Below are 20,729 nucleotides of genomic sequence, written 5' to 3'. Positions count from 1 at the left end.
GTGGGCGTGGGGTCGGGGGAATGTCGTCGGTGCTTGGTAGCGTTATTTCATGGCTACGAGCACTAAGTCGACCGGGCGTGCCCGCACTCCGGCAGCGAAGGGCGCCCCGGCGCGCAAACCGGCAACCCGCAGCGGCGGCACCGCCGCGCAGAAGACCGTCAAGTTCACTGCCGTCGACGTGAAACCGAGCCTCGGCGCGCGCGCCTGGATGGGCCTGGCCCACCTTACCGGCGGCGCCGCCCGCGCGCTCGGCCCCGAAAAACTCTCCAAAGACGAACGCCGCGACGGGCTTCCGTTCTTTCTCGTGCTGCTCGCCATCTCGGGCGCCATCGTCGAATGGTTCCTGATCAACGACGTCGTCGCCCAGAAGCTCGACGCCTACACCTTTGGTGGATTGTTCGGCCGGGTCGCCTTCGCCCTGCCGGTCATTTTGCTGGTGTTCTCCGTCTGGCTGTTTCGCAAGCCCAGTTCCGTGCACGACAACGGCCGCATCGGCATCGGGCTCAGCCTTCTGCTCGTGACGATTTCGGGGCTGTGCCACATCTTCGGTGTGCAGCCAGAGCCGCAAGACGGCATGCCGGCCCTCGCGCTGGCCGGCGGCGTGATCGGGTGGATGATTGCCGCTCCGCTGATTCTGCTGACCACGTCGATCGGCGCCACGATCGTCGTCATCCTGTTGTTGCTGCTGAGCTTGTTCATCATCACCAAGACCCCGCCGAACCGGATCGGCCAGCGTTCCCGAGAACTCTACGATTGGTTGTTCGGCGCCCAGCTGACCGACGATGAAGAACGAGCGGCCGAGAAAGCCATCAAGGGTACCAAGCCGGGAAAGACCGCGCAGGTCGAGCTCGACGGCGTCGACGACGAAGGCGGCCCGGAGGGTGCGCTGCCGTGGTGGCGCCGCAACAACAGCAAGCGCGAGGAAGACCCCGACTTCGGCAGTGCCTACTCCGTTGAAAAAAGCGGCACCGAGTCGAAACCTGGCCCAGTCGAAGCCGACCCGCTCGCTGCTGACCCAATGAGCGTGCTGCTCGGCGGCAACCAGTCCCGCGGCGGCTTCGACAGCGCCATCGAATCCGAGGTCACCGACCACACCACGCCGCTCGAAGGGGACCACTACGGCACCGAGGTGCTCGAAGACCTGCGCAAGGCCGAACTCGCCGTCAAGCGGTTCACCGGCGAAGTCGAGCTCGGCACTGGCCCGTCCACCGGCCTGCACTCCGACGACCCGGCCGGCCACACCGAAGTTCTGCCCGGCTTCGACGACGTCTTCCCCGAATTGAGCCAGGCAGTGGACGCCGACGGTGCAGCCCTCCCGCCGCTCGCAGGTGCCGATTCCGATTTGGCAGATCCACACCCGGCCATTCCGTATCTCGTGCCGGCGGCATCCACTCTCACCGCCGGACCGCCGGCCAAGGCACGTTCAGCCGCGAACGATGACGTGGTCAAGTCGATCACCGAGGTACTGCGCCAGTTCCAGGTCGATGCCAAGGTCACCGGATTCTCCCGTGGTCCGACGGTCACCCAGTATGAGATCGAACTCGGCCCGGGGGTCAAGGTGGAGCGCGTCACCGCGCTCAGCAAGAACCTCTCCTACGCGGTCGCCTCCAACGAGGTGCGCATCCTCTCGCCCATTCCGGGCAAGAGCGCCATCGGCATCGAGATTCCCAACACCGACCGTGAAATCGTCACCCTCGGTGACGTCCTGCGGTCGAGCACCGCCACCAACGCCACTCACCCGATGACCATCGGCGTCGGCAAAGACGTCGGCGGCGGCTTCGTCATCGCCAACCTCGCGAAGATGCCCCACCTGCTCGTGGCCGGTTCCACCGGCTCTGGCAAGTCGAGCTTCGTCAACTCCATGATCACGAGCCTGCTCATGCGCGCCAAGCCGAGCGACGTGCGCATGGTGCTCATCGACCCGAAACGGGTCGAGCTCGCCGCATACGCTGGCGTTCCGCACCTCATCACTCCCATCATCACGAACCCGAAGAAAGCGGCCGAAGCGCTGCAATGGGTCGTGAAAGAGATGGACATGCGCTACGACGACCTCGCGAGCTTCGGTTTTCGCCACATCGACGACTTCAACAAGGCCGTCGTCAACGGCGAAATCGTGCTGCCGGTCGGCAGCGAACGCAAACTCAAGCCCTACCCGTACCTGCTCGTCGTCGTCGACGAGCTGGCCGACCTCATGATGGTCGCGCCGCGCGACGTCGAAGACTCCATCGTGCGCATCACCCAGCTCGCCCGCGCCTCCGGAATCCACCTCGTGCTGGCCACGCAGCGCCCGAGCGTCGACGTGGTCACCGGGCTGATCAAGGCCAACGTGCCCTCACGGCTCGCCTTCGCCGTCACGAGCGTCACCGACTCCCGGGTCATCCTTGACCAGCCCGGCGCCGACAAGCTCATCGGCCAGGGAGACGCGCTGTTCCTGCCGATGGGCGCCTCCAAGGCCGTGCGCGTGCAGGGCGCCTGGGTCACCGAAGACGAGATCGAGAAGGTCGTCAAGCACGTCACCATGCAGGCCCGGCCAGACTACCGGCCCGACGTCTCCATGGTCGCCCCGCGTAAGGAGATCGACTCCGACATCGGCGACGACCTCGAGGTCTTGCTCGCCGCCGCCGAACTCGTCGTCTCGACCCAGTTCGGATCGACCTCGATGCTGCAGCGCAAGCTGCGCGTCGGTTTCGCCAAGGCCGGCCGCCTGATGGACCTCCTCGAATCCCGCGAGATCGTCGGCCCGTCCGAAGGCTCGAAGGCGCGCGATGTGCTCGTCAATGCCGAGCAGCTGCCCAGCGTGCTCGCTCGCCTGCGCGGCTCCGACGACGAGCAGCATGCCCTGAAGGCCCAGTCCGATTCCTCACGTGCCGAGTCGGCGCCCGACCCGCGCTATGCCGATGACCCGGTCGAGAAAATGTCACAGGGGTATCCTGAGGTGGACGGCACCGAGGACGACGAGGATGCCTGGAAACTAACCGGCAGGGACTGAACCATGGCAGCACCGCAAGCATCCGTCGCCCGCCCCAGCAACTGGAATGTGCCCAACCTGATCACGGTCGTGCGTATCCTGCTCGCTCCCGTGTTCATCTGGATGCTGCTCGCCGACAACGGTGCCCACGAGGCCCTGCGCTGGGCTGCCGCCGTGCTGTTCATCATCGCGATCGCCACGGACGGCATCGACGGTATGATCGCCCGCCGCCACAATCTCGTGACCGACCTCGGCAAAATCCTCGACCCGATCGCCGACAAGATCCTCACCGGTGGGGCCTTGGTCTGCCTGTCCATCCTCGGGGAACTACCGTGGTGGGTGACGATCGTCATCCTCGTGCGCGAAATCGGCATCACCGTGTTCCGGTTCGTGATGCTGCGCGATCGGGTCATTCCGGCCAGCCGCGGCGGCAAGCTCAAAACGGTGTCCCAGTCCGTGTCGATCTCGCTCGCCCTGCTCCCGTTCTGGCTGGTCTTCGGCGAGTGGGTGCACTGGCTCAACACGGCCACCATGACCATCACCCTCGTGCTCACCGTGGTCTCCGGCCTTGACTACCTCGTCTCGGCCTGGCGACTGCGAAAGCACGACATTGCCTGACCCGACGCCGGCCACGGGTTCACTCCCCGTTACTCACTCGGCGGACTCATGCGAGCCAGCGGATGCGACGGCCGAGCTGATCGCGGAACTCACCATGCGCCACCTCACCATCGCGGTCGCCGAATCATTGACCGGCGGCCTCCTCGTGGCTGAACTCGTGCGTATCCCCGGCGCATCCGTTGTCGTGCGTGGGGGAGTGGTCGCCTATGACACCGCACTCAAGCGCAGCCTGCTCCAGGTCGACAGCAGCGTGCTCAACGTGCACGGGCCAGTTCACGCCGACGTCGCCAAGCAGATGGCGAGCGGCGTGCGCACCCTGCTCGCGGTGAACGACGTGCGTGCCGATGTCGGTGTGTCGACCACGGGCGTGGCCGGGCCCGGGCCGGACGGGGGCCATACGGCTGGAACGGTGTTCATCGGCCTGTCCAAGGGCACCGGTTCCTGGGCCGTGCCGCTGCACCTGCACGGTGATCGAGCCGAGATTCGCGCCGAAACCGTGCGTCAGGCAGTCGATGCTGTGCGTGCGCTGATAGTGCAGGGTGACGCGGAATAGTTCGTGTTACGGGCTGGTTACATCGAAGGAATTCACAAGCAAAGCCCAATGTTTTCCGGTTAGTGTCAGCTTGTCAGATGAATGACGTAGTCTAGGCACCAACTAAAAATCCGATAGTTTGGGCTCAAGTTATTAGGCATAAGAAGGAGGTTCCGATGATTCTTGTTCGTCAGGAAATCGGCGATGTGCTCAGGGACTTCCGCCTGCAAAAGGGGCGTACCCTGCGTCAGGTCGCAAGCAAAGCAAGCGTCGCGCTCGGCTACCTCAGCGAGGTAGAACGAGGACAGAAAGAGGCGTCCTCAGAGATCCTCGCCTCTGTCGCCGACGCACTGGATACTCCAATTTCGGTCATCATGCGTGAAGTTGGTGACCGTCTCGCCGTCATCGAGGGAATCGATCAGTTCCCCGATACGGTACCGGACGACTTCGTCACCACGTTCGATGCTGACTTCATGGTGCGTTAGCCACCAATCGGCATCCTCAGGATTCATATCACCACCAACCACCGCCGACACTGAGTGTCGGCGGTGGTTGTCATTTCAGGAGTCGCTGCCTGTCAGGGCAGCTTGAAGGAGTGTCGTGCGACTGAGCGAATTTCGCACCGCGATGAAGGACGAGTTCGGCGACGCCTACGGGCGGGTACTTACCCGCGACCTCGTTCTCACGCCGCTCGGCGGTCGAACCGCCGACCAGGCCCTCGCCGCCGGTGTCCCCGCTCGCGACGTCTGGCTGGCTCTTTGTGTCGAGGTCGACGTGCCGCGCAGCCGCTGGTATGGCGCGGGTATCCCGACTCCTCGGTAATAGCGCACTGTCAGTACCCCGCTTAGGCCGATACTTCGACACGCCGCAAATTTTTCGGCATTATGCTCGAATACCTGTTCGGCTTTGATAGGCTCCTCCACAGCGGACAATCTGACAGTTCGTGCACCGTTTGATCGTGCCTTCGGCCAGTGTCGGGGGTGCGGCGTACAGTCGCATTTGTCAGAGATAGTCAGCAATTGCCTTGTCGAAACAGGCATCGGGGTCTTCCCGATACCTGGGCCGACAGCCTATAGGCGCCACCATGCACACACCGATATTTCGACCGTGCAGAACCCAGGAGATCACGACCATGGCATCACAAGCGAACCGCGAGAAAGCCCTCGAAACCGCCCTCGCCCAAATCGACCGTCAGTTCGGCAAGGGATCGGTCATGCGCCTCGGCAGCGATGAACGTGCGCCCGTTGAAACCATTTCTACCGGGTCGATTGCCCTGGACGTCGCGCTCGGCGTCGGTGGGTTGCCTCGCGGCCGCATCGTCGAAATCTACGGCCCGGAATCCTCGGGAAAGACCACCCTGACCCTGCACGCCATCGCGAACGCTCAGAAGAATGGTGGCATCGCCGCCTTCATCGACGCCGAGCATGCCCTCGACCCGGAATACGCCAAGAAGCTCGGCGTCGACATCGATGCCCTCCTCGTCTCCCAGCCCGACACCGGTGAACAGGCACTCGAAATAGCCGACATGCTCGTGCGAAGCGGCTCCATCGACCTCATCGTCGTCGACTCTGTTGCCGCCCTCGTGCCGCGTGCCGAGATCGAGGGCGAGATGGGTGACTCCCACGTCGGCCTGCAGGCCCGCCTCATGTCCCAGGCCCTGCGCAAGCTCACCGGTGGCCTCAGCCAGACCAACACCACCATGATCTTCATCAACCAGCTGCGCGAAAAGATCGGCGTGTTCTTCGGCAGCCCCGAGACCACCTCGGGCGGTAAAGCCCTCAAGTTCTACGCTTCGGTGCGCCTCGACATTCGCCGCATTGAAACCCTGAAAGACGGTACAGAGGCCATCGGTAACCGCACCCGGGTCAAGGTCGTCAAGAACAAGATGGCACCGCCCTTCAAGCAGGCGGAGTTCGACATCATCTACGGGATCGGCATCTCCCGCGAGGGCAGCCTGATCGACTTCGGTGTCGATCAGGGCATCGTCAAGAAGTCCGGCGCCTGGTACACCTACGACGGCGACCAACTGGGCCAGGGTAAAGAGAATTCGCGCAACTTCCTGCTCAAGAACCCCGAGATGGCCAACGAGATCGAGCGCAAGATTCTAATCAAGCTCGGCATCGGCCCCGAAGGCATCGCCGCCAAGGCTACCGAAAAGGCCGCCGCCGCCATTGCCCTGGAGGTCGAAACGAAGGCGAAGGCTGAAGCGGATGCTGAGGCACTTCTCGCGGGCGGCCCGGTCGTCACCAAAGCCCCGGCCGCCCGCAAAACCGCCTAACCAGGCAACGCCACACCGCAGCACCGCACGGTTCAGCACAGCACTCTTCAACACCGAACGTAGGGAAAGGCAGGTCACGGGAATGGTTCACTTCGAACCCCAGGATGATGCAGCAGAACGCGCAGACGCCGATTTGGCTCCCGTGACCTACCTGCACGGCGCGGCACCGGGAATGAAGCGTCGTTCGCCGCTTGAAGCCGCCTCGCTTGAGACCGGTCCGACAGAGATCGACCGGTTTTCAGCGGCAGCTGCCAGCAAGGCTGAAGCTGATACCGATGCTAAGGCTGCCGTCAACGAGGCCGATATCGTGCTGAAAGACAGCGATCCCGATGACGACGAGGCTGTCACCGCAGCCGATGCACTCGACCAGCGAGAGCGCGCTGAGAAGGTTCTGCTGCACCGGCTGCGCGGCCGCTCCCTGTCAACGGTCGAGGCGCTGCTGGTACTGAATGCCACCGGTGTCGACTCGGGCGAAGCGAGTGAGATCATCGAAAAGTTCATCGAGCTCGAGTACCTCGACGAGGGCAAGCTCGCTGACCAGATCATCCACAGCCACAACGTGCGCAAGGGCTTGGGCCGCACCGGCGTTGAAGCTGAAATGCGTCGGCGCAAACTCGACCCGGGCGTCATGTTGGACAAACTCGAAGAACTTCCCGACGACGAAGCTGAACGTGCCATCGACCTTGCCACCAAGCGCATCGGGCAGATGGAACGCTTCGACGACCAGACCATCGACCGCCGTCTCACCGGCTTTCTCATGCGCAAGGGCTACAGTTCGGCAGCGGTACGACTGGCTGTCAAGGCGGCCATGGACAGCCGCGGCGGCGGTGGCGCCTCCCGCGTTCGATTCCGGTAGCGCTGGCACACGGCCCGCACACTGAATTGCTCGCGTAAACTACACCCACTATGAGTATTGTCGCCCCCGAACAAGCCCGCCGAACCGTGATCACCCCCTCGGCAGCCGCGATCGACGATTCGGGGCGCGCGCGCACCTACGAGGTGCGCACCTTCGGTTGCCAGATGAACGTGCACGACTCCGAACGCCTGAGCGGCTCACTCGAAGCGGCCGGCTACGTCTCGGCCAACGGTGGCGAGGCCGACATCGTCGTGATCAACACCTGCGCGGTGCGCGAGAACGCCGACAACAAGCTCTACGGCAACCTCGGCTACCTCGCCTCGGTCAAGCGTAAGCACGCCGGTATGCAGATCGCCGTCGGCGGCTGCCTTGCCCAGAAAGACAAGACCACCATCCTCGAGAAGGCGCCGTGGGTCGACGTGGTTTTCGGCACCCACAACATGGGCTCCCTGCCCAGCCTGCTCGAACGGGCCAGGCACAACGGTGAGGCCCAGCTCGAGATCCTCGAATCGCTCGAGACGTTCCCGTCCACCCTGCCCACCAAGCGTGACTCCAGCTACAGCGGCTGGGTCTCCATCTCGGTCGGCTGCAACAACACCTGCACGTTCTGCATCGTGCCAGCGCTGCGGGGCAAGGAGAAGGACCGCCGCCCCGGTGAGATCCTCGCCGAGATCCAGGCGCTCGTCGACGACGGCGCCATCGAGGTCACCCTGCTCGGCCAGAACGTCAACTCCTACGGGGTCGAGTTCGGCGACCGCCTCGCCTTCGGCAAGCTGCTGCGCGCGGCCGGCAAGATCGAGGGGCTGGAGCGCATCCGCTTCACCAGCCCGCACCCGGCCGCGTTCACCGACGACGTCATCGACGCCATGGCTGCAACCCCCGCCGTGATGCCGCAGCTGCACATGCCGCTTCAGTCCGGGTCCGACCGCATCCTCAAATCGATGCGTCGGTCCTACCGCGGCGCGAAGTTCCTCGGCATTCTCGACCGGGTGCGTGCTCAGATGCCGAACGCCGCCATCAGCACCGACATCATCGTCGGTTTCCCCGGCGAAACCGAAGAAGACTTTCAGGAGACACTGCGCGTCGTTGAACAGGCCCGGTTCGCGACCGCGTTCACCTTCCAATACTCCATTCGCCCGGGTACCCCCGCCGCGACGATGCCCGACCAGGTCCCCAAGGCGATCGTGCAAGACCGCTACGAGCGTCTTGCCGCCCTGCAGGAGCGCATTTCCCTTGAGGAGAACCAGGCGATGATCGGCCGTGAGGTTGAACTACTCGTCGCCAATGGCGGCCGCAAAGACAACGACACCCACCGCCTCAGCGGGCGTGCCCCCGACAGTCGACTCGTGCACTTCGATGTTCCGGCCGGCTCCGCCCGCCCCCGGCCCGGGGATATGGTCACCGTCATCGTCACCCAGGCTGCTCCATTCCACCTCATCGCCGACTCGTCCACCGGAGCGCCCCTGCGCATCCGCTCGACCCGGGCGGGCGACGCCTGGGACCGCATGGAGGCCGAATCCTGTGGAGTACCCACTCATGGAGGTGCGTCCGGCGGTGGCGGGCCGGTTTCGCTCGGGCTGCCGACGATCGGCCTGCGGCTCGAGAGTGGCGCGACCACGATTCCCATCTACAACGTGAACGACGACGAGCGCTAGGAGCTTGTCGTCTGAATCAGCAGTATCGCCTGAAGCAGCGGTGCTGATCGCCATCGTCGGATCAACCGGCACCGGCAAATCCGAACTGTCCCTCGATCTGGCCGAACGGCTCATCGAGCGCGGACAGCCGGTCGAGATCGTCAACGCCGATGCCATGCAGCTTTACCGCGGCATGGACATCGGCACGGCCAAGCTCACCCTCGCCGAACGCCGCGGCATCCCGCACCACCTGCTCGACGTGCTCGACGTGACCGACGAGGCCACCGTCAGCAACTACCAAACGGATGCCCGCACGGCCATCACGGAGATCGCCCGGCGCGGGGCCGTCCCCATCCTGGTCGGCGGGTCGGGTCTCTACGTGTCGTCGGTCGTGTTCGACTTTCAATTTCCGGGCACCGATCCAATGTTGCGGGCCCGGCTCGAAGCCGAACTCCTGAACATGGGACCCGGCCTGATGTACTCGCGGCTGCAGGCCGTCGACCCGCAGGCCGCGCTGCGGATCGGACCGAGCAACGGGCGCCGCCTCGTTCGGGCGCTCGAGATCGTCGAGCTCACCGGCGCCCCACACCTCGCCGCCCTCCCGGACGAGCCGGTGTATTGGCAGCCCAGCGTGCTGCTCGGCCTGCGCACGCCGCGAGAGCGGCTCACCCCCCGGCTCGACGCGCGCGTCGAACGGATGTGGACGGCCGGCATCGTCGACGAAGCTCGCGACCTGCTCGCGGCGGGCATCGAGAACGGTATCACCGCGAGCCGCGCGATCGGCTACGCCCAGGCCCTCGGGCAGGTGCGCGGCACTCTTAGCGAGAGCGAGGCCATCGAAGCGACCCAACAGCTCACCCGCCGCTATGCTCGCCGGCAGGTGAGCTGGTTCAAACGCTACGCCCACACGCACTGGATCGAATCGGATGCGCCGGACCGCGTCGAGGATGCCCTTGCGCACGTGGACCGGGGCGGTGCGACCAGCTTCGCGCCGCAAAACCTCCCGGTGGCTGCCCCGTAAACTGGCAGCATGGGCATCACTGTGAACTTCACCAAGGGCCACGGCACGGGTAACGACTTCGTGCTGTTCGCTGATCCGGACGGCACGCTGGAACTCACCCCGGCGCAGATTCGTGTCGTCTGCGACCGCAGGTTCGGGGTCGGAGCCGACGGAATCATCCGTGCGGTGCGCAGCAAGAACCTGCCGGACGGTGCGGCGGCCCTCGCCGAAGACGACGCGGCCGAATGGTTCATGGACTACTGGAACGCCGACGGAACCGTCTCGGAAATGTGCGGCAACGGCATCCGGGTCTATGCCAAGTTCCTGCTTGAGAACGACCTCGCCGAGCTGCTCCCCGGCGACACCCTCACGATCGGAACCCGCGGTGGTGTGCGTGACGTGCAGCGCAATGCCTCGGGTTTCCAGGTCGATCTCGGCCGGTGGAAGCTCGACGGTACCGAACCGCTCGTGCGTACCAAGAACCTGCCGGTGGCGCGTCCTGGCCTCGGCATCAACGTGGGCAACCCGCACACGGTGGTGGCCCTCGCCGACGATGGCGAACTCGATGCCGCCGACCTCACCTTCATTCCTCAGCTCGACCCCGAACCGGCCGGAGGCGTGAACATTGAATTCGTGGTGCCGAATGATCCGCTCGTCGTCAACGGCGTCGGACGGTTTCGCATGCGAGTGCACGAACGCGGCAGCGGCGAAACCCTCTCCTGCGGCACCGGTGCCGCCGCAGCGGCCCTGGCTACACGGCACTGGGCCGGAAAATCGGCGCCGCATCAGTGGCGGGTGGAGCTGCCGGGCGGTGTGCTCGGGGTGCGGATGTTTCCGGCAGAAGATGGCGAGCACGTGTCGCTGTCTGGGCCGGCTGAGCTTGTTTTCGACGGGGTTCTGAACCTGGGTTAGTGCTGGTTGCCTTCGGGCGGGGCCGTGGCGGCGAGGTCATCCGTTCCTCGCTCAGACACTCGCAACCCCGCGGACAACCGCGCCGCCACGACGCGTGCTGCTAATTGCGGTGTACTGCCAGCACTCGGAAGCCCTTGCTGATGGCCTCGCGGGTGGTCTCGAAGTTGGCGGGGAGCTCGGCGGCTAGCCAGCGCTGGAGCGAGTCCGAGCCGAGGTTGCGCTGCACGACGAGCCAGGCATCCGCTTCGGGCTCGAGGCGGAGCAGCCAGGTCTGCATGAGGCCGTGCAGCTCGTCTTTCCCGACGCGAATGGGCGGGTTAGACCAGATGGTGCGAAACGCGATATCTGCGGGAACGTCGGCGGCGAGCACGGCCTTGATGTTGGTCAGGCCGAGGGAGGCGGCGTTGGTGCGCACGAGGTCGAGTGCCCGCTCGTTCACGTCGACGGCCCAGATGGTGGCCTCGGGGCAGGCCATGGCCAGGTGCAACGCGATCGGACCCCAGCCGCAACCGAGGTCGAGAAAGTGGCCGGTCAGGGGCGGCTCGGGGGCGTACTTGAGCAGAACCTCGGTACCGGTGTCGATGTGGGCGGGGCTGAACACCGAATTGGCGGTCGTGAGCTCATGATCCTGCCCGTGCAGCTGCACGGTGATCTGGCGGGTTTTCAGTGCGGTGCCGGGCGCCGGAGAAAAATAGTGGTCGGACGACATAGGAGGAACCTTTCAACTTCGTTGAACTAAGGTTAATGGGATGAATGATCCAACGGCGCCTTCGGGCAACGACGCGGTAGAAAACCCAGGCGCGGAAGCCCTCGACGCAGACGATGTTGTCGCGCGAGTGTTGGCGAGCGCCGACAGCAAGGCTGCCGGTTACTCCCTGTTCCGCAGCGGGTCGGCTCAGGCCCTGCAGGATCAAGCCTCGGGCGGGTACGACGGCAGCGAGCACGACGGCGACCAGTCCGAACGGGCCGACCGTAATGCCCTGCGTCGCGTCGGCGGGCTTTCCACCGAACTTGAAGACGTCACCGAGGTCGAATACCGGCAGCTGCGCCTCGAAAATGTCGTGCTGGTGGGCGTCTACACCCACGGCACCGTCGACGACGCCGAAAACTCCATGCGCGAACTCGCCGCCCTCGCCGAAACCGCCGGGGCGACCGTGCTCGACGGGCTGTTGCAGCGCCGGGCCACCCCCGACCCCAGCACCTACCTCGGCAAGGGCAAAGCCCAGGAAGTCGCCGACATCGTCAAGGCCCTCGGCGCGGACACCGTCATCGCCGACACCGAACTGGCTCCCAGCCAGCGGCGTGCCCTCGAAGACGTGGTCAAGGTCAAGGTCATCGATCGTACCGCCGTGATCCTCGACATTTTCAGCCAGCACGCCAAGAGTCGCGAGGGCAAGGCGCAGGTCGAACTCGCCCAGATGGCCTACATGCTGCCGCGCCTGCGTGGTTGGGGGGACTCGATGTCCCGCCAGGCCGGTGGCCAGGTCGGTGGCGCCGGAGCCGGAATGGGCTCCCGTGGCCCCGGTGAAACCAAGATCGAACTCGACCGTCGTCGAATCCACACCCGGATGTCCAAACTGCGCAAGCAAATGGTCGAGATGAAGCCGGCTCGCGAGGCCAAACGCGCCAACCGCAAGCGCAACGCCGTTCCCTCCGTGGCCATCGTCGGCTACACCAACGCCGGCAAGTCCAGCCTGCTCAATCGCATCACCAAGGCCGGAGTGCTGGTCGAGAACTCCCTGTTCGCTACCCTCGACGCCACCGTGCGCAAGTCGACGACCGCCGACGGCCGCCTGTACACCCTCACCGACACGGTGGGGTTCGTGCGCAACCTGCCGCACCAACTCGTCGAAGCCTTTCGCTCGACCCTCGAAGAAGTCGCCGACGCCGACGTCATCATTCACGTCGTCGACGGATCCCACCCCGACCCGGTCGCCCAACTCGCCACCGTGCGCGACGTCATCTCCGAGGTCGGCGCCCGCGACATTCCCGAACTGGTCGTCTTCAACAAGAGTGACCTGATCAGCGACGACGACCGGCTCGTGCTGCGCGGCCTCGAGCCGAAGGCGACGTTCGTGTCGGCCCGCAGTGGTGAGGGCATCGAAACCGTGCTGGCCGCTGTGGCGCTGCTGCTGCCGACGCCGCAGATCGAACTCGACCTGCTCATTCCCTACGACCGCGGCGACCTCATCGCGGTGCTGCACGATCAGGGACGCATCGAAGCGACCGACTACGTAGAAGCCGGCACTCACGTGACGGCGTTCGTCACACCGGAGATCGAGCCGCAGTTTGCCCCGTTCGTGATCCTCCCGGCGGTGTCCGCCTAGGTTCTGACCGACCGGCGACCGCCCGGATGACACGAACTGTCACATTCGTGCGCCGCGGCGTCGGTGTTGTTAGTGTCTAATCAATCGTTGCCGACGGAATTCATTCCCCGGCATGGAGCGACAGCCGAGCCCGGCACCCGCCCGCGAAAACCCATCAGTCTTCTGGTGTGTCCGCGGCCGCCTGGCCACCACAGCTGTACCGCTTCTGCCGAATGAGGAAACATGACCACGACAGGGATTTCCGCGTGTAACGCCCGCCCGGCGTTCTCCTTCGAGGTGTATCCGCCGAAATCCGTGGCGGCGGCATCCGCTCTGACGCGCACCATCGATCACCTGGCCGCAGCCGGCCCCGAGTTCATCTCCGTCACCTACGGTGCCAACGGCTCGTCGCGCAACTCCTCGCTCGACGTGCTGCGCTACATCAAGGACCACACGACAGTGGATGCGATGGCGCACCTCACCTGCGTCGGCTCCTCGCACGCCGAGGCCAGCCGCCTCATTCGGGAGTTCCTCGACGCCGGTATCCGCAGCTTTCTCGCCATTCGCGGGGACGCTCCGCAGGGCGCAGTGGAAGGTGACACCGCCTTTCTCGGCGACCTGCACAGCGCCGGGGAGCTGGTGCAGCTCATCCACCGGGTGCAGACCGAACGGGTGCCATACATCGAGACCGTGATTCCCGGTCTGCCCGCCGCCCGCGGGCTGAAAACCGAGCGCAGCCGGGTGCGCATCGGTGTTGCGGCCTTCCCGAACGGCCACCCCAACTCGCGGTCGGTCGCGCAGGACATCGACACCCTTCTGGCCAAGCAGGCCGCCGGCGCCAACCTCGCGATCACCCAGCTGTTCTTCCACGCCGACGACTACCTGAGCTTCATCCAGCGGGCCCGCTCCGCCGGGGTGCTCTTTCCCATTCTTCCCGGGATCATGCCGGTCACCAGTCCGAACCGGTTGCGTCGTATCCTGCAGCTCTCCGGCGAGAAACTGCCGGCCGAACTGTCCATCGAGCTCGAGGTCGAACCGACCGAGGAAGGACAGCGGCAGATCGGCATCGACTATGCGGTACGCCTCGGCCAGGACGTTCTCGCCGGCGGTGCCCCCGGCCTGCACCTGTACGCCTTCAACCAGCACGAGACCGTGCTGTCGGTGCTCGAGGGGTGCGGGGCGCTGCCGGTGCCCGCAGCCATGCCCTAGGCCTCGCACGCGCAAGCGTGTAGGCCCACCCGTATCACGTTCGCTTTCTCCCACCGTTCAAACCGCTATTGCTCCCGTGAAGGAATCACCATGCCCATTTCCGCATCTCCCGCCTTTCCCACCGGCACCATCCTCGGTTATCCGCGCATCGGGCGACGGCGGGAGCTGAAGAAAGCCGTTGAAGCGTTCTGGTCCGGCACGATCGACGCCGCCGATCTCGAACGTGTTGCCGCCGAGCTTCGCGCTGCCACTCGCAATCGGCTCGTTGAACTCGGTCTGGGGCGCACAGACTCCGCGATCCCCGAGGCGTTCTCGTACTACGACCAGGTGCTCGACACCATTGTTGCCGTTGGAGCGATTCCGACCAGGTTCGCCTCGCACGTCGCCGCCGACGGAACCCTCGACCTCGCCGGATACTTCACCCTGGCCCGCGGCGAGGGCGAGAATCTGCCCCTCGAGATGACCAAGTGGTTCGACTCCAACTACCACTACCTCGTGCCCGAAATCGGTCCGGAGACCGTGTTCTCGCTCGCCGATGACCGCATCGTACGCGAATTCGTCGAGGCGAAAGCGGCCGGGTTCCTCACCCGCCCGGTGCTCGTGGGCCCGGTCACCTTCCTGCTGCTCAGCAAGGCCAGCGACGACGCACCGGTCGGGTTCTCGCCGCTCTCCCGACTCGACGATCTCATTCCCGTCTACGCGGCGCTGCTGACCCGGCTCGCGGATGCTGGTGCCGAGTGGGTGCAGCTCGACGAGCCGGGCCTGGTCAGCGAATCCATCGACGTGCCGCGCGCGGACACGCTGGCCGCCGTCGCATCCGCTTATGGGGTGCTCGGCCGGCTGACCGGACGGCCAGCCCTTTTCGTCGCGGCACCGTACGGCAGCCTCGATGACGCACTTCCGGTGCTTGCCGCCACGGCCGTCGAGGCGATCGGCCTCGACCTGGTGCGGGGCGCCGTGCCGCAGGCGGCTCCCGGGCTGGCCGGCAAGACCCTCGTTGCCGGGGTTATCGACGGACACAACATCTGGCGCGGCGACCTGACCGGCGCCTTCGCGGCCGCCGAAAGCGTGCGGGGGCTGACCGATACCGTGGCCGTGTCCACGTCGACCTCCCTGATGCACGTGCCGCACGACGTCGGTGATGAAACGTCCCTGCCGGGCTCGCTGACTCGCTGGCTGGCCTTCGCCGACCAGAAAGTCGGCCAGGTCGCGACCCTCGCGCTCGGCCTCGAATCTGGTCGGGGCGCCATCACAGCACCGCTGGCCGAAGCCGAGGCTGCGTTGGCAGCGCGGCGGACCGCTCCCGGTGTGCATGACGGAGCCGTGCGTGATCGTGCCGCCGCGCTGCAGGGCGCCGACTTCACCCGCGGGGCATACGCTGATCGCCTGATCGCCCAGGACGTGGCGCTCCAGCTGCCGTCGCTGCCGACGACCACGATCGGATCGTTCCCGCAGACCGCAGACATTCGCCGAGCACGCGCCCAATTTCTCAACGGAGCTCTCAGCGCCGACGACTACCGCGATCTGATGCGCGCCGAGATCGGCCGCGTCGTTGCACTGCAGGAAGAGATCGGACTCGACGTGCTCGTGCACGGCGAACCCGAACGCAACGACATGGTGCAGTACTTCGCGGAAAACCTCGACGGGTTCGCCGTGACCGAAAACGGCTGGGTGCAGTCCTACGGCAGCCGCTGCACCAGGCCATCCATCTTGTGGGGCGACGTGTCGCGCCCGGCACCGATCACGGTGGACTGGTCGGTGTACGCGCAAAGCCTCACCGCCAAGCCGGTCAAGGGCATGCTCACCGGTCCGGTGACCATCCTGGCCTGGTCATTCGTGCGCGACGACCAACCGCTCGGCGAAACGGCCCGCCAGGTGGCGCTCGCCCTGCGCGATGAGATCGCTGACCTCGAGACCGCCGGCATCCAGATCGTTCAGGTCGACGAGCCAGCCCTGCGCGAACTGCTGCCCCTGAAGAAGAAGGACCACGCCGACTACCTGGACTGGTCGGTTGGCTCTTTCCGGCTCGCCACGGCCGGGGTAGCGGATGCGACCCAGATTCACACGCACCTCTGCTATTCGGAATTCGGAGTCGTCATCGACGCCATCCGCAACCTCGATGCCGACGTGACGAGCATCGAAGCGGCCCGGTCGCGCATGGAGGTGGTGCGGGAGATCGAGGCCGGCGGGTTCGACCACGGTATCGGCGCCGGCATCTACGACATCCATTCGCCGCGGGTGCCAAGCGTCGACGAGCTGACGACCCTGCTCGATACCGCTCTGGAATCCATTCCCGAACGCCAGGTCTGGGTGAACCCGGACTGTGGGCTGAAGACGCGCGGCTACGAGGAGACCGTGCAGTCGCTGCACAACATGCTCGCCGCGACGCGGGTGGTGCGCGAACGTCGTAGTGCCAGGGTCGACGCCTAACTCCAGCGTCTAAACGGGCAGGCACCTCGCCAGAAACAGGCCCGATCACCGGTTGGTGGTCGGGCCCCTCTGGTGCGTCTCCGGGCGGTGCACCGACTACTAGACCGAGCGCAACACCGCGACGACCTTGCCGAGGATGTCGGCAAAGTCGCCGACGATCGGTTCGAAGTTGCTGTTCCGCGGAAGCAGCCAGGTGTGGCCGTCGCGCTTGCGTAACACCTTGACGGTGGCCTCGTTGTCGAGCATGGCCGCAACGATCTCGCCATTCTCCGCGGTTTTCTGCTGCCGCACGACGACCCAGTCGCCGTCACAGATAGCGGCGTCGATCATGGACTCACCGACGACCTTGAGCATGAAAAGTTCGCCCTGGCCCACGAGCTGGCGGGGCAGCGGGAAGATCTCGTCGATCTGCTGGTCGGCCGTGATCGGGATTCCGGCAGCAATTCGACCGACCAAGGGAACCATCGCCGCGTCACCGACCTGCACGCCCGGGTGAAAGCTGTCCTGGTCGCCGGTGCCGGCGTCTTCGGGGGCACGTTGAATCTCGATGAGCACTTCGAGTGCCCGCGGGCGATTCGGGTCCCGGCGCAGGTAGCCGCTGAGTTCGAGCTGGTTGAGCTGGTGGGTCACGCTCGACAGAGAGGCGAGTCCGACCGCGTCACCGATCTCACGCATGCTCGGCGGGTAGCCGCGCGAGCTCACCGAACGCTGGATCACGTCGAGAATAGCGAGCTGGCGTTGGCTCAAACTCTTGCGGCGTCGAGTGCCGCCCTTGTCGCGGGTAGCGCCGGTGTCTTGTGTCACGATCTGCCCTTCTGGAGTCGGTCCCGCCCAGCCTAAAATCATGCCTTGCGGGAATGTCGGTGGTGTCTGGTTGAGTGTAAATCAAGCAATTGTTCTATCGAAAGTTTATCCAGTTCTCCGCCCTGAAACAAACACTTATTCGAGTGTGTTGCGCGAAATCCCGGGCGAAGACCAGAAAAAGCTTGCATGTTCGATTGTTCGAAGTTATATTCGGAACATAGTTTCGTATCCGGTCCTCCCGGCCGAGGGCCGGATACGAGACTCGCAGCCCGCCAACCCTGGAGGTTTGACATGACCACAGCATGTGCACCCGCAGTACCCCTTCACGACGCCCCCGTCACCCGATTTCGCCTCACCCGGCGTGGGCGCGTCGTACTCACGACCCTCGCCGCCGTGCCACTCGTGCTCGCCGCTGTCGCCTTCGCCGTCAATGGGGGAGCGGCCGGCGCGTCGGACTCGGCCTCCGGCATCGACCTCGTGTCGTACACGAGCGACTCGGGAACCGTTGCCACCCTGGCCTACTCGCCGACCGACGTCGGCTCCGCCCGATTCATCACGGTCGAACCCGGCCAGACCCTGTGGGACCTCGCCGAAGAGATCTCACCGTCCGCCGACCCGCGCGACGTCGTCGCGGATATCAAGCGGCTGAACTCTCTCTCCGTTGAAACGCTGCAGCCCGGCCAGCGACTGGAAATCCCCACCGACTCGTAACGAGCCCTGCGCCCGGCACAGGGTCGTAGCATGGAGAGTGTGACCAGCCTCGATGATCTTCCGCTCCGCACCAACCTGCAAGGCCTGACCCCGTACGGTGCTCCGCAACTGCACGTTCCGGTGGCCCTGAACGTCAACGAGAACACGCATCCCATTCCTGAGGCGGTCGCCCGTGACATCCTTGCAGGCCTGGCCGAGGCCATCCGCTCGGTGAATCGGTATCCCGACCGAGAATTCACCGCCCTGCGCGAGGCGCTCGCGCGCTATCTCGGCGAGGGATTGACCGCCGACAATATCTGGGCGGCCAACGGTTCCAACGAAGTGCTGCAGCAGGTTTTGCAGGCATTCGGCGGACCTGGACGCAGCCTGCTCGGCTTCGCGCCGACCTACTCGATGTATTCGATCCTCGCGTCGGGAACCGATACCACCTGGATTGCGGGTGCCCGCGACGCCGACTACGAACTGTCGCCAGCTACTGCAGTGAGCGAAATCACGCGCACCAGCCCCGACATCATCTTTCTGTGCTCTCCGAACAACCCCACCGGCACCCCGCTCTCGCTCGAGACCATTGCCGCCGCCTACGACGCGACCGACGGCATCGTCGTCGTCGACGAGGCCTACGCCGAATTCGCGCCCGTCGGAACGCCGAGCGCGCTCACCCTGCTGCCGGGTCGGGAACGCCTGCTCGTCTCGCGCACGATGAGCAAGGCCTTCGCCTTCGCCGGTGCCCGCGTGGGCTATCTGGCGGCCGATCCGGCCGTGACGGATGCCCTGCGCCTGGTTCGACTGCCCTACCACCTCTCCGCCCTGACCCAGGCCGCGGCAAACGCCGCCCTGGCACACAGCGCCGAGATGCTCGCGATGGTCGACGATATTCGTGGGCAGCGCGACCGGCTCGTGGTCGAGCTGGCCCGTTTGGGTTATGCCCCGCACCGGAGCGGGAGCAACTTCGTCCTGTTCGGAGGAGTGGCCGATCCGCAGGAGACCTTCACGGCGCTCCTCGCTGAGGGGATACTCATCCGGGACATCGGCATTCCCGGCCATTTGCGGGTGACGGCCGGCACCGAAGAGGAGACCACCCTGTTCCTCGACGCCCTGGCTCGCCTGGGACGAACGGAACGTCCCGGTCAAACCGAGTCGGCCAGAGCCGAATAAGCTAGCGGTATGAGTTCAACTGACGGTATCTCCGCGCCCCGCGTCGCACACCTGCAACGGGAGACGAGTGAATCGAGCATTGATCTCTCGTTGAACCTGGATGGCACCGGCGTCAGCGACATCCACACCTCGGTACCGTTCTACGACCACCTTCTGACGGCGTTCGCCAAACACTCGCTGACCGATCTCACCGTGCGCGCGTCCGGCGACATCGAAATCGACGTGCACCACACCGTCGAAGACGTGGGAATCGTGCTCGGCCAGGCCATCCGTCAGGCGCTCGGCGACAAGTCGGGCATCTCCCGCTACGGTGACGCCCTCGTGCCGCTCGATGAAGCGCTCGCCCAGGCCGTCGTCGATATCTCCGGTCGGCCGTATCTCGTGCACACCGGCGAACCGGCCGGCTTCGAATTTCACCTCATCGGCGGCCACTTCACCGGCTCCATGGTTCGTCACGTCTTCGAAGCCATCACCTTTCACGCCGGTTTGACCGTGCACGTCACCCTGCTGGGCGGCCGCGACCCCCACCACATCGCCGAAGCCGAATTCAAGGCCTTCGCCCGTGCGTTCCGCCTCGCCAAGGCCCTTGACCCGCTCGTGCACGGCATCCCGTCGACCAAGGGGGCCCTGTGACCCGGGTCGTCGTCTTCGACTACGGAACCGGCAATGTGCACTCCGCGGTCAAGGCGCTTGAACTGGCCGGCGCTGACGTCACCCTGACGAGCGACCGCAAAATCGCCCTGGAAGCCGACGGCCTCGTCGTGCCCGGTGTCGGTGCGTTCAGCGCCGTAATGCAAGCCCTCACAGCGGTGCGCGGTGACGAGATCGTCGATCGACGCCTGGCCGGTGACCGCCCGGTACTGGGCATCTGCGTGGGGATGCAGGTGATGTTCGAGCACGGTGTCGAGCGCGGCATCGATACCGAGGGACTCGGCGAATGGCCCGGAACGGTCACCGAGCTTCCGGCGCCGATCCTGCCGCACATGGGCTGGAACACCGTCACAAGCGCGCCGGGCTCTGAGCTCTTTCGCGGAATCGAAGAGGAACGCTTCTATTTCGTGCACTCCTACGCCGCCCAGTCCTGGACGCTCGAGGTCATGCCGCCGTTTCCCGAACCTCGACTGACCTGGGCCGAGCACGGGGCACCGTTCCTGGCCGCCATCGAAAACGGGCCGCTGTGCGCCACCCAGTTCCACCCGGAAAAATCGGGCGAGGCGGGCATCCGCTTGTTGAAGAACTGGATCGGCACGCTGCGCCAATAGCCCGGCGCGCCTAGACTTCACAACCCGCATCATCCGAACCGGCACCTGCCATGA

19 protein-coding genes are annotated in these 20,729 nt (G+C 65.3%); 17 read left to right on the top strand and 2 right to left on the bottom strand.

Annotated features, from left to right (window positions below):
• Nucleotides 1-49 precede the first annotated feature (49 nt).
• The 10 genes from E3O06_RS09580 to dapF all read left to right on the top strand — a co-directional run bounded on the left by E3O06_RS09580 (nucleotide 50) and on the right by dapF (nucleotide 10,798).
• Entirely contained in the window at nucleotides 50-2,989 is a 2,940-nt protein-coding gene (locus E3O06_RS09580; protein WP_134503131.1) for an FtsK/SpoIIIE family DNA translocase, read from the top strand.
• 3 nt (nucleotides 2,990-2,992) lie between these two features.
• Nucleotides 2,993-3,586 (top strand): CDP-diacylglycerol--glycerol-3-phosphate 3-phosphatidyltransferase, encoded by a 594-nt coding sequence (pgsA, locus tag E3O06_RS09575; RefSeq protein ID WP_134503129.1) that lies wholly within the window; start codon nucleotides 2,993-2,995, stop codon nucleotides 3,584-3,586.
• Entirely contained in the window at nucleotides 3,579-4,139 is a 561-nt protein-coding gene (locus tag E3O06_RS09570) for a CinA family protein (protein ID WP_338144841.1), read from the top strand. The genes pgsA and E3O06_RS09570 overlap by 8 nt, the downstream gene beginning before the upstream one ends.
• A 155-nt stretch (nucleotides 4,140-4,294) precedes the next feature.
• Nucleotides 4,295-4,603, top strand: a complete 309-nt coding sequence (locus E3O06_RS09565; RefSeq protein ID WP_092111752.1) for a helix-turn-helix domain-containing protein — start codon at nucleotides 4,295-4,297, stop codon at nucleotides 4,601-4,603.
• A 115-nt stretch (nucleotides 4,604-4,718) separates the two neighbouring features.
• Nucleotides 4,719-4,940: a DUF3046 domain-containing protein gene (locus E3O06_RS09560; RefSeq protein ID WP_134503126.1), complete on the top strand. Its 222-nt coding sequence runs from the start codon at nucleotides 4,719-4,721 to the stop codon at nucleotides 4,938-4,940.
• Nucleotides 4,941-5,250: 310 nt separating this feature from the next.
• Nucleotides 5,251-6,396, top strand: a complete 1,146-nt coding sequence (gene recA, locus E3O06_RS09555; protein WP_134503124.1) for a recombinase RecA — start codon at nucleotides 5,251-5,253, stop codon at nucleotides 6,394-6,396.
• An 82-nt stretch (nucleotides 6,397-6,478) separates the two neighbouring features.
• Nucleotides 6,479-7,252 carry a regulatory protein RecX gene (locus E3O06_RS09550; protein ID WP_166788168.1) on the top strand — a complete coding sequence of 258 codons (774 nt, stop codon included), beginning with the start codon at nucleotides 6,479-6,481 and terminating at the stop codon, nucleotides 7,250-7,252.
• A 50-nt stretch (nucleotides 7,253-7,302) separates the two neighbouring features.
• Nucleotides 7,303-8,907, top strand: coding sequence for a tRNA (N6-isopentenyl adenosine(37)-C2)-methylthiotransferase MiaB (gene miaB / locus E3O06_RS09545; protein ID WP_134503120.1), 1,605 nt, complete (start codon nucleotides 7,303-7,305; stop codon nucleotides 8,905-8,907).
• Nucleotides 8,908-8,911: 4 nt separating this feature from the next.
• Nucleotides 8,912-9,907 (top strand): tRNA (adenosine(37)-N6)-dimethylallyltransferase MiaA, encoded by a 996-nt coding sequence (miaA, locus tag E3O06_RS09540; protein WP_166788167.1) that lies wholly within the window; start codon nucleotides 8,912-8,914, stop codon nucleotides 9,905-9,907.
• A 9-nt stretch (nucleotides 9,908-9,916) separates the two neighbouring features.
• The gene (dapF, locus tag E3O06_RS09535; protein WP_134503118.1) at nucleotides 9,917-10,798 is read left to right on the top strand and encodes a diaminopimelate epimerase; all 882 of its coding nucleotides are present in this window, start codon (nucleotides 9,917-9,919) and stop codon (nucleotides 10,796-10,798) included.
• Nucleotides 10,799-10,898: 100 nt separating this feature from the next.
• On the opposite strand, the gene E3O06_RS09530 is transcribed toward dapF, so the two are convergent.
• Entirely contained in the window at nucleotides 10,899-11,507 is a 609-nt protein-coding gene (locus tag E3O06_RS09530; protein ID WP_134503116.1) for a class I SAM-dependent methyltransferase, read from the bottom strand.
• Nucleotides 11,508-11,547: 40 nt separating this feature from the next.
• On the opposite strand from E3O06_RS09530, the gene hflX reads away from it, so the two are divergent.
• The 3 genes from hflX to metE all read left to right on the top strand — a co-directional run bounded on the left by hflX (nucleotide 11,548) and on the right by metE (nucleotide 16,743).
• Nucleotides 11,548-13,125, top strand: coding sequence for a GTPase HflX (hflX, locus tag E3O06_RS09525; RefSeq protein ID WP_134503114.1), 1,578 nt, complete (start codon nucleotides 11,548-11,550; stop codon nucleotides 13,123-13,125).
• 222 nt (nucleotides 13,126-13,347) lie between these two features.
• Nucleotides 13,348-14,313, top strand: coding sequence for a methylenetetrahydrofolate reductase (locus E3O06_RS09520; RefSeq protein ID WP_241980031.1), 966 nt, complete (start codon nucleotides 13,348-13,350; stop codon nucleotides 14,311-14,313).
• A gap of 90 nt (nucleotides 14,314-14,403) precedes the next feature.
• Complete coding sequence (gene metE, locus E3O06_RS09515; protein WP_134503112.1) at nucleotides 14,404-16,743, top strand: 5-methyltetrahydropteroyltriglutamate--homocysteine S-methyltransferase; 2,340 nt, start codon at nucleotides 14,404-14,406, stop codon at nucleotides 16,741-16,743.
• Nucleotides 16,744-16,842: 99 nt separating this feature from the next.
• Here the strand turns inward: metE and lexA are convergent, their stop codons facing one another.
• A complete protein-coding gene (lexA, locus tag E3O06_RS09510; RefSeq protein WP_420898878.1) occupies nucleotides 16,843-17,550 on the bottom strand; it encodes a transcriptional repressor LexA in 708 nt (235 codons plus the stop codon).
• Nucleotides 17,551-17,838: 288 nt separating this feature from the next.
• Here lexA and E3O06_RS09505 point away from each other — a divergent pair, with 288 nt between their 5' ends.
• From E3O06_RS09505 to hisH, 4 genes are read left to right on the top strand one after another with little or no spacing between them, the layout of a single operon-like run.
• A complete protein-coding gene (locus E3O06_RS09505; RefSeq protein WP_134503108.1) occupies nucleotides 17,839-18,258 on the top strand; it encodes a LysM peptidoglycan-binding domain-containing protein in 420 nt (139 codons plus the stop codon).
• A 30-nt stretch (nucleotides 18,259-18,288) separates the two neighbouring features.
• Nucleotides 18,289-19,413, top strand: a complete 1,125-nt coding sequence (locus E3O06_RS09500) for a histidinol-phosphate transaminase (protein ID WP_134503106.1) — start codon at nucleotides 18,289-18,291, stop codon at nucleotides 19,411-19,413.
• 9 nt (nucleotides 19,414-19,422) lie between these two features.
• Entirely contained in the window at nucleotides 19,423-20,046 is a 624-nt protein-coding gene (gene hisB / locus E3O06_RS09495; RefSeq protein WP_134503104.1) for an imidazoleglycerol-phosphate dehydratase HisB, read from the top strand.
• On the top strand, nucleotides 20,043-20,675 hold the full coding sequence (gene hisH, locus E3O06_RS09490) for an imidazole glycerol phosphate synthase subunit HisH (protein ID WP_134503102.1): 633 nt from the start codon (nucleotides 20,043-20,045) through the stop codon (nucleotides 20,673-20,675). The genes hisB and hisH overlap by 4 nt, the downstream gene beginning before the upstream one ends.
• Nucleotides 20,676-20,729: the final 54 nt, after the last annotated feature.

Origin of the sequence: Cryobacterium glaciale, from assembly GCF_004402535.1 — a bacterium.
GTDB classification, from domain to species: Bacteria; Actinomycetota; Actinomycetes; order Actinomycetales; family Microbacteriaceae; genus Cryobacterium; species Cryobacterium glaciale.
The sequence above is the reverse complement of the archived record's forward strand: the minus strand, read 5'-3'. Positions and strand labels throughout refer to the sequence as shown.

Excerpts from the sequence above, each read along its gene's own strand:
- E3O06_RS09580 (WP_134503131.1), top strand. The coding sequence starts at position 50 with ATGGCTACGAGCACTAAGTCGACCGGGCGTGCCCGCACTCCGGCAGCG.
- metE (WP_134503112.1), top strand. The coding sequence starts at position 14,404 with ATGCCCATTTCCGCATCTCCCGCCTTTCCCACCGGCACCATCCTCGGT.
- E3O06_RS09500 (WP_134503106.1), top strand. The coding sequence starts at position 18,289 with ATGGAGAGTGTGACCAGCCTCGATGATCTTCCGCTCCGCACCAACCTG.
- miaB (WP_134503120.1), top strand. The coding sequence starts at position 7,303 with ATGAGTATTGTCGCCCCCGAACAAGCCCGCCGAACCGTGATCACCCCC.
- hflX (WP_134503114.1), top strand. The coding sequence starts at position 11,548 with ATGAATGATCCAACGGCGCCTTCGGGCAACGACGCGGTAGAAAACCCA.
- E3O06_RS09520 (WP_241980031.1), top strand. The coding sequence starts at position 13,348 with ATGACCACGACAGGGATTTCCGCGTGTAACGCCCGCCCGGCGTTCTCC.
- recA (WP_134503124.1), top strand. The coding sequence starts at position 5,251 with ATGGCATCACAAGCGAACCGCGAGAAAGCCCTCGAAACCGCCCTCGCC.
- E3O06_RS09505 (WP_134503108.1), top strand. The coding sequence starts at position 17,839 with ATGACCACAGCATGTGCACCCGCAGTACCCCTTCACGACGCCCCCGTC.
- E3O06_RS09550 (WP_166788168.1), top strand. The coding sequence starts at position 6,479 with ATGGTTCACTTCGAACCCCAGGATGATGCAGCAGAACGCGCAGACGCC.
- hisB (WP_134503104.1), top strand. The coding sequence starts at position 19,423 with ATGAGTTCAACTGACGGTATCTCCGCGCCCCGCGTCGCACACCTGCAA.
- E3O06_RS09565 (WP_092111752.1), top strand. The coding sequence starts at position 4,295 with ATGATTCTTGTTCGTCAGGAAATCGGCGATGTGCTCAGGGACTTCCGC.
- E3O06_RS09530 (WP_134503116.1), bottom strand. The coding sequence starts at position 11,507 with ATGTCGTCCGACCACTATTTTTCTCCGGCGCCCGGCACCGCACTGAAA.
- pgsA (WP_134503129.1), top strand. The coding sequence starts at position 2,993 with ATGGCAGCACCGCAAGCATCCGTCGCCCGCCCCAGCAACTGGAATGTG.
- dapF (WP_134503118.1), top strand. The coding sequence starts at position 9,917 with ATGGGCATCACTGTGAACTTCACCAAGGGCCACGGCACGGGTAACGAC.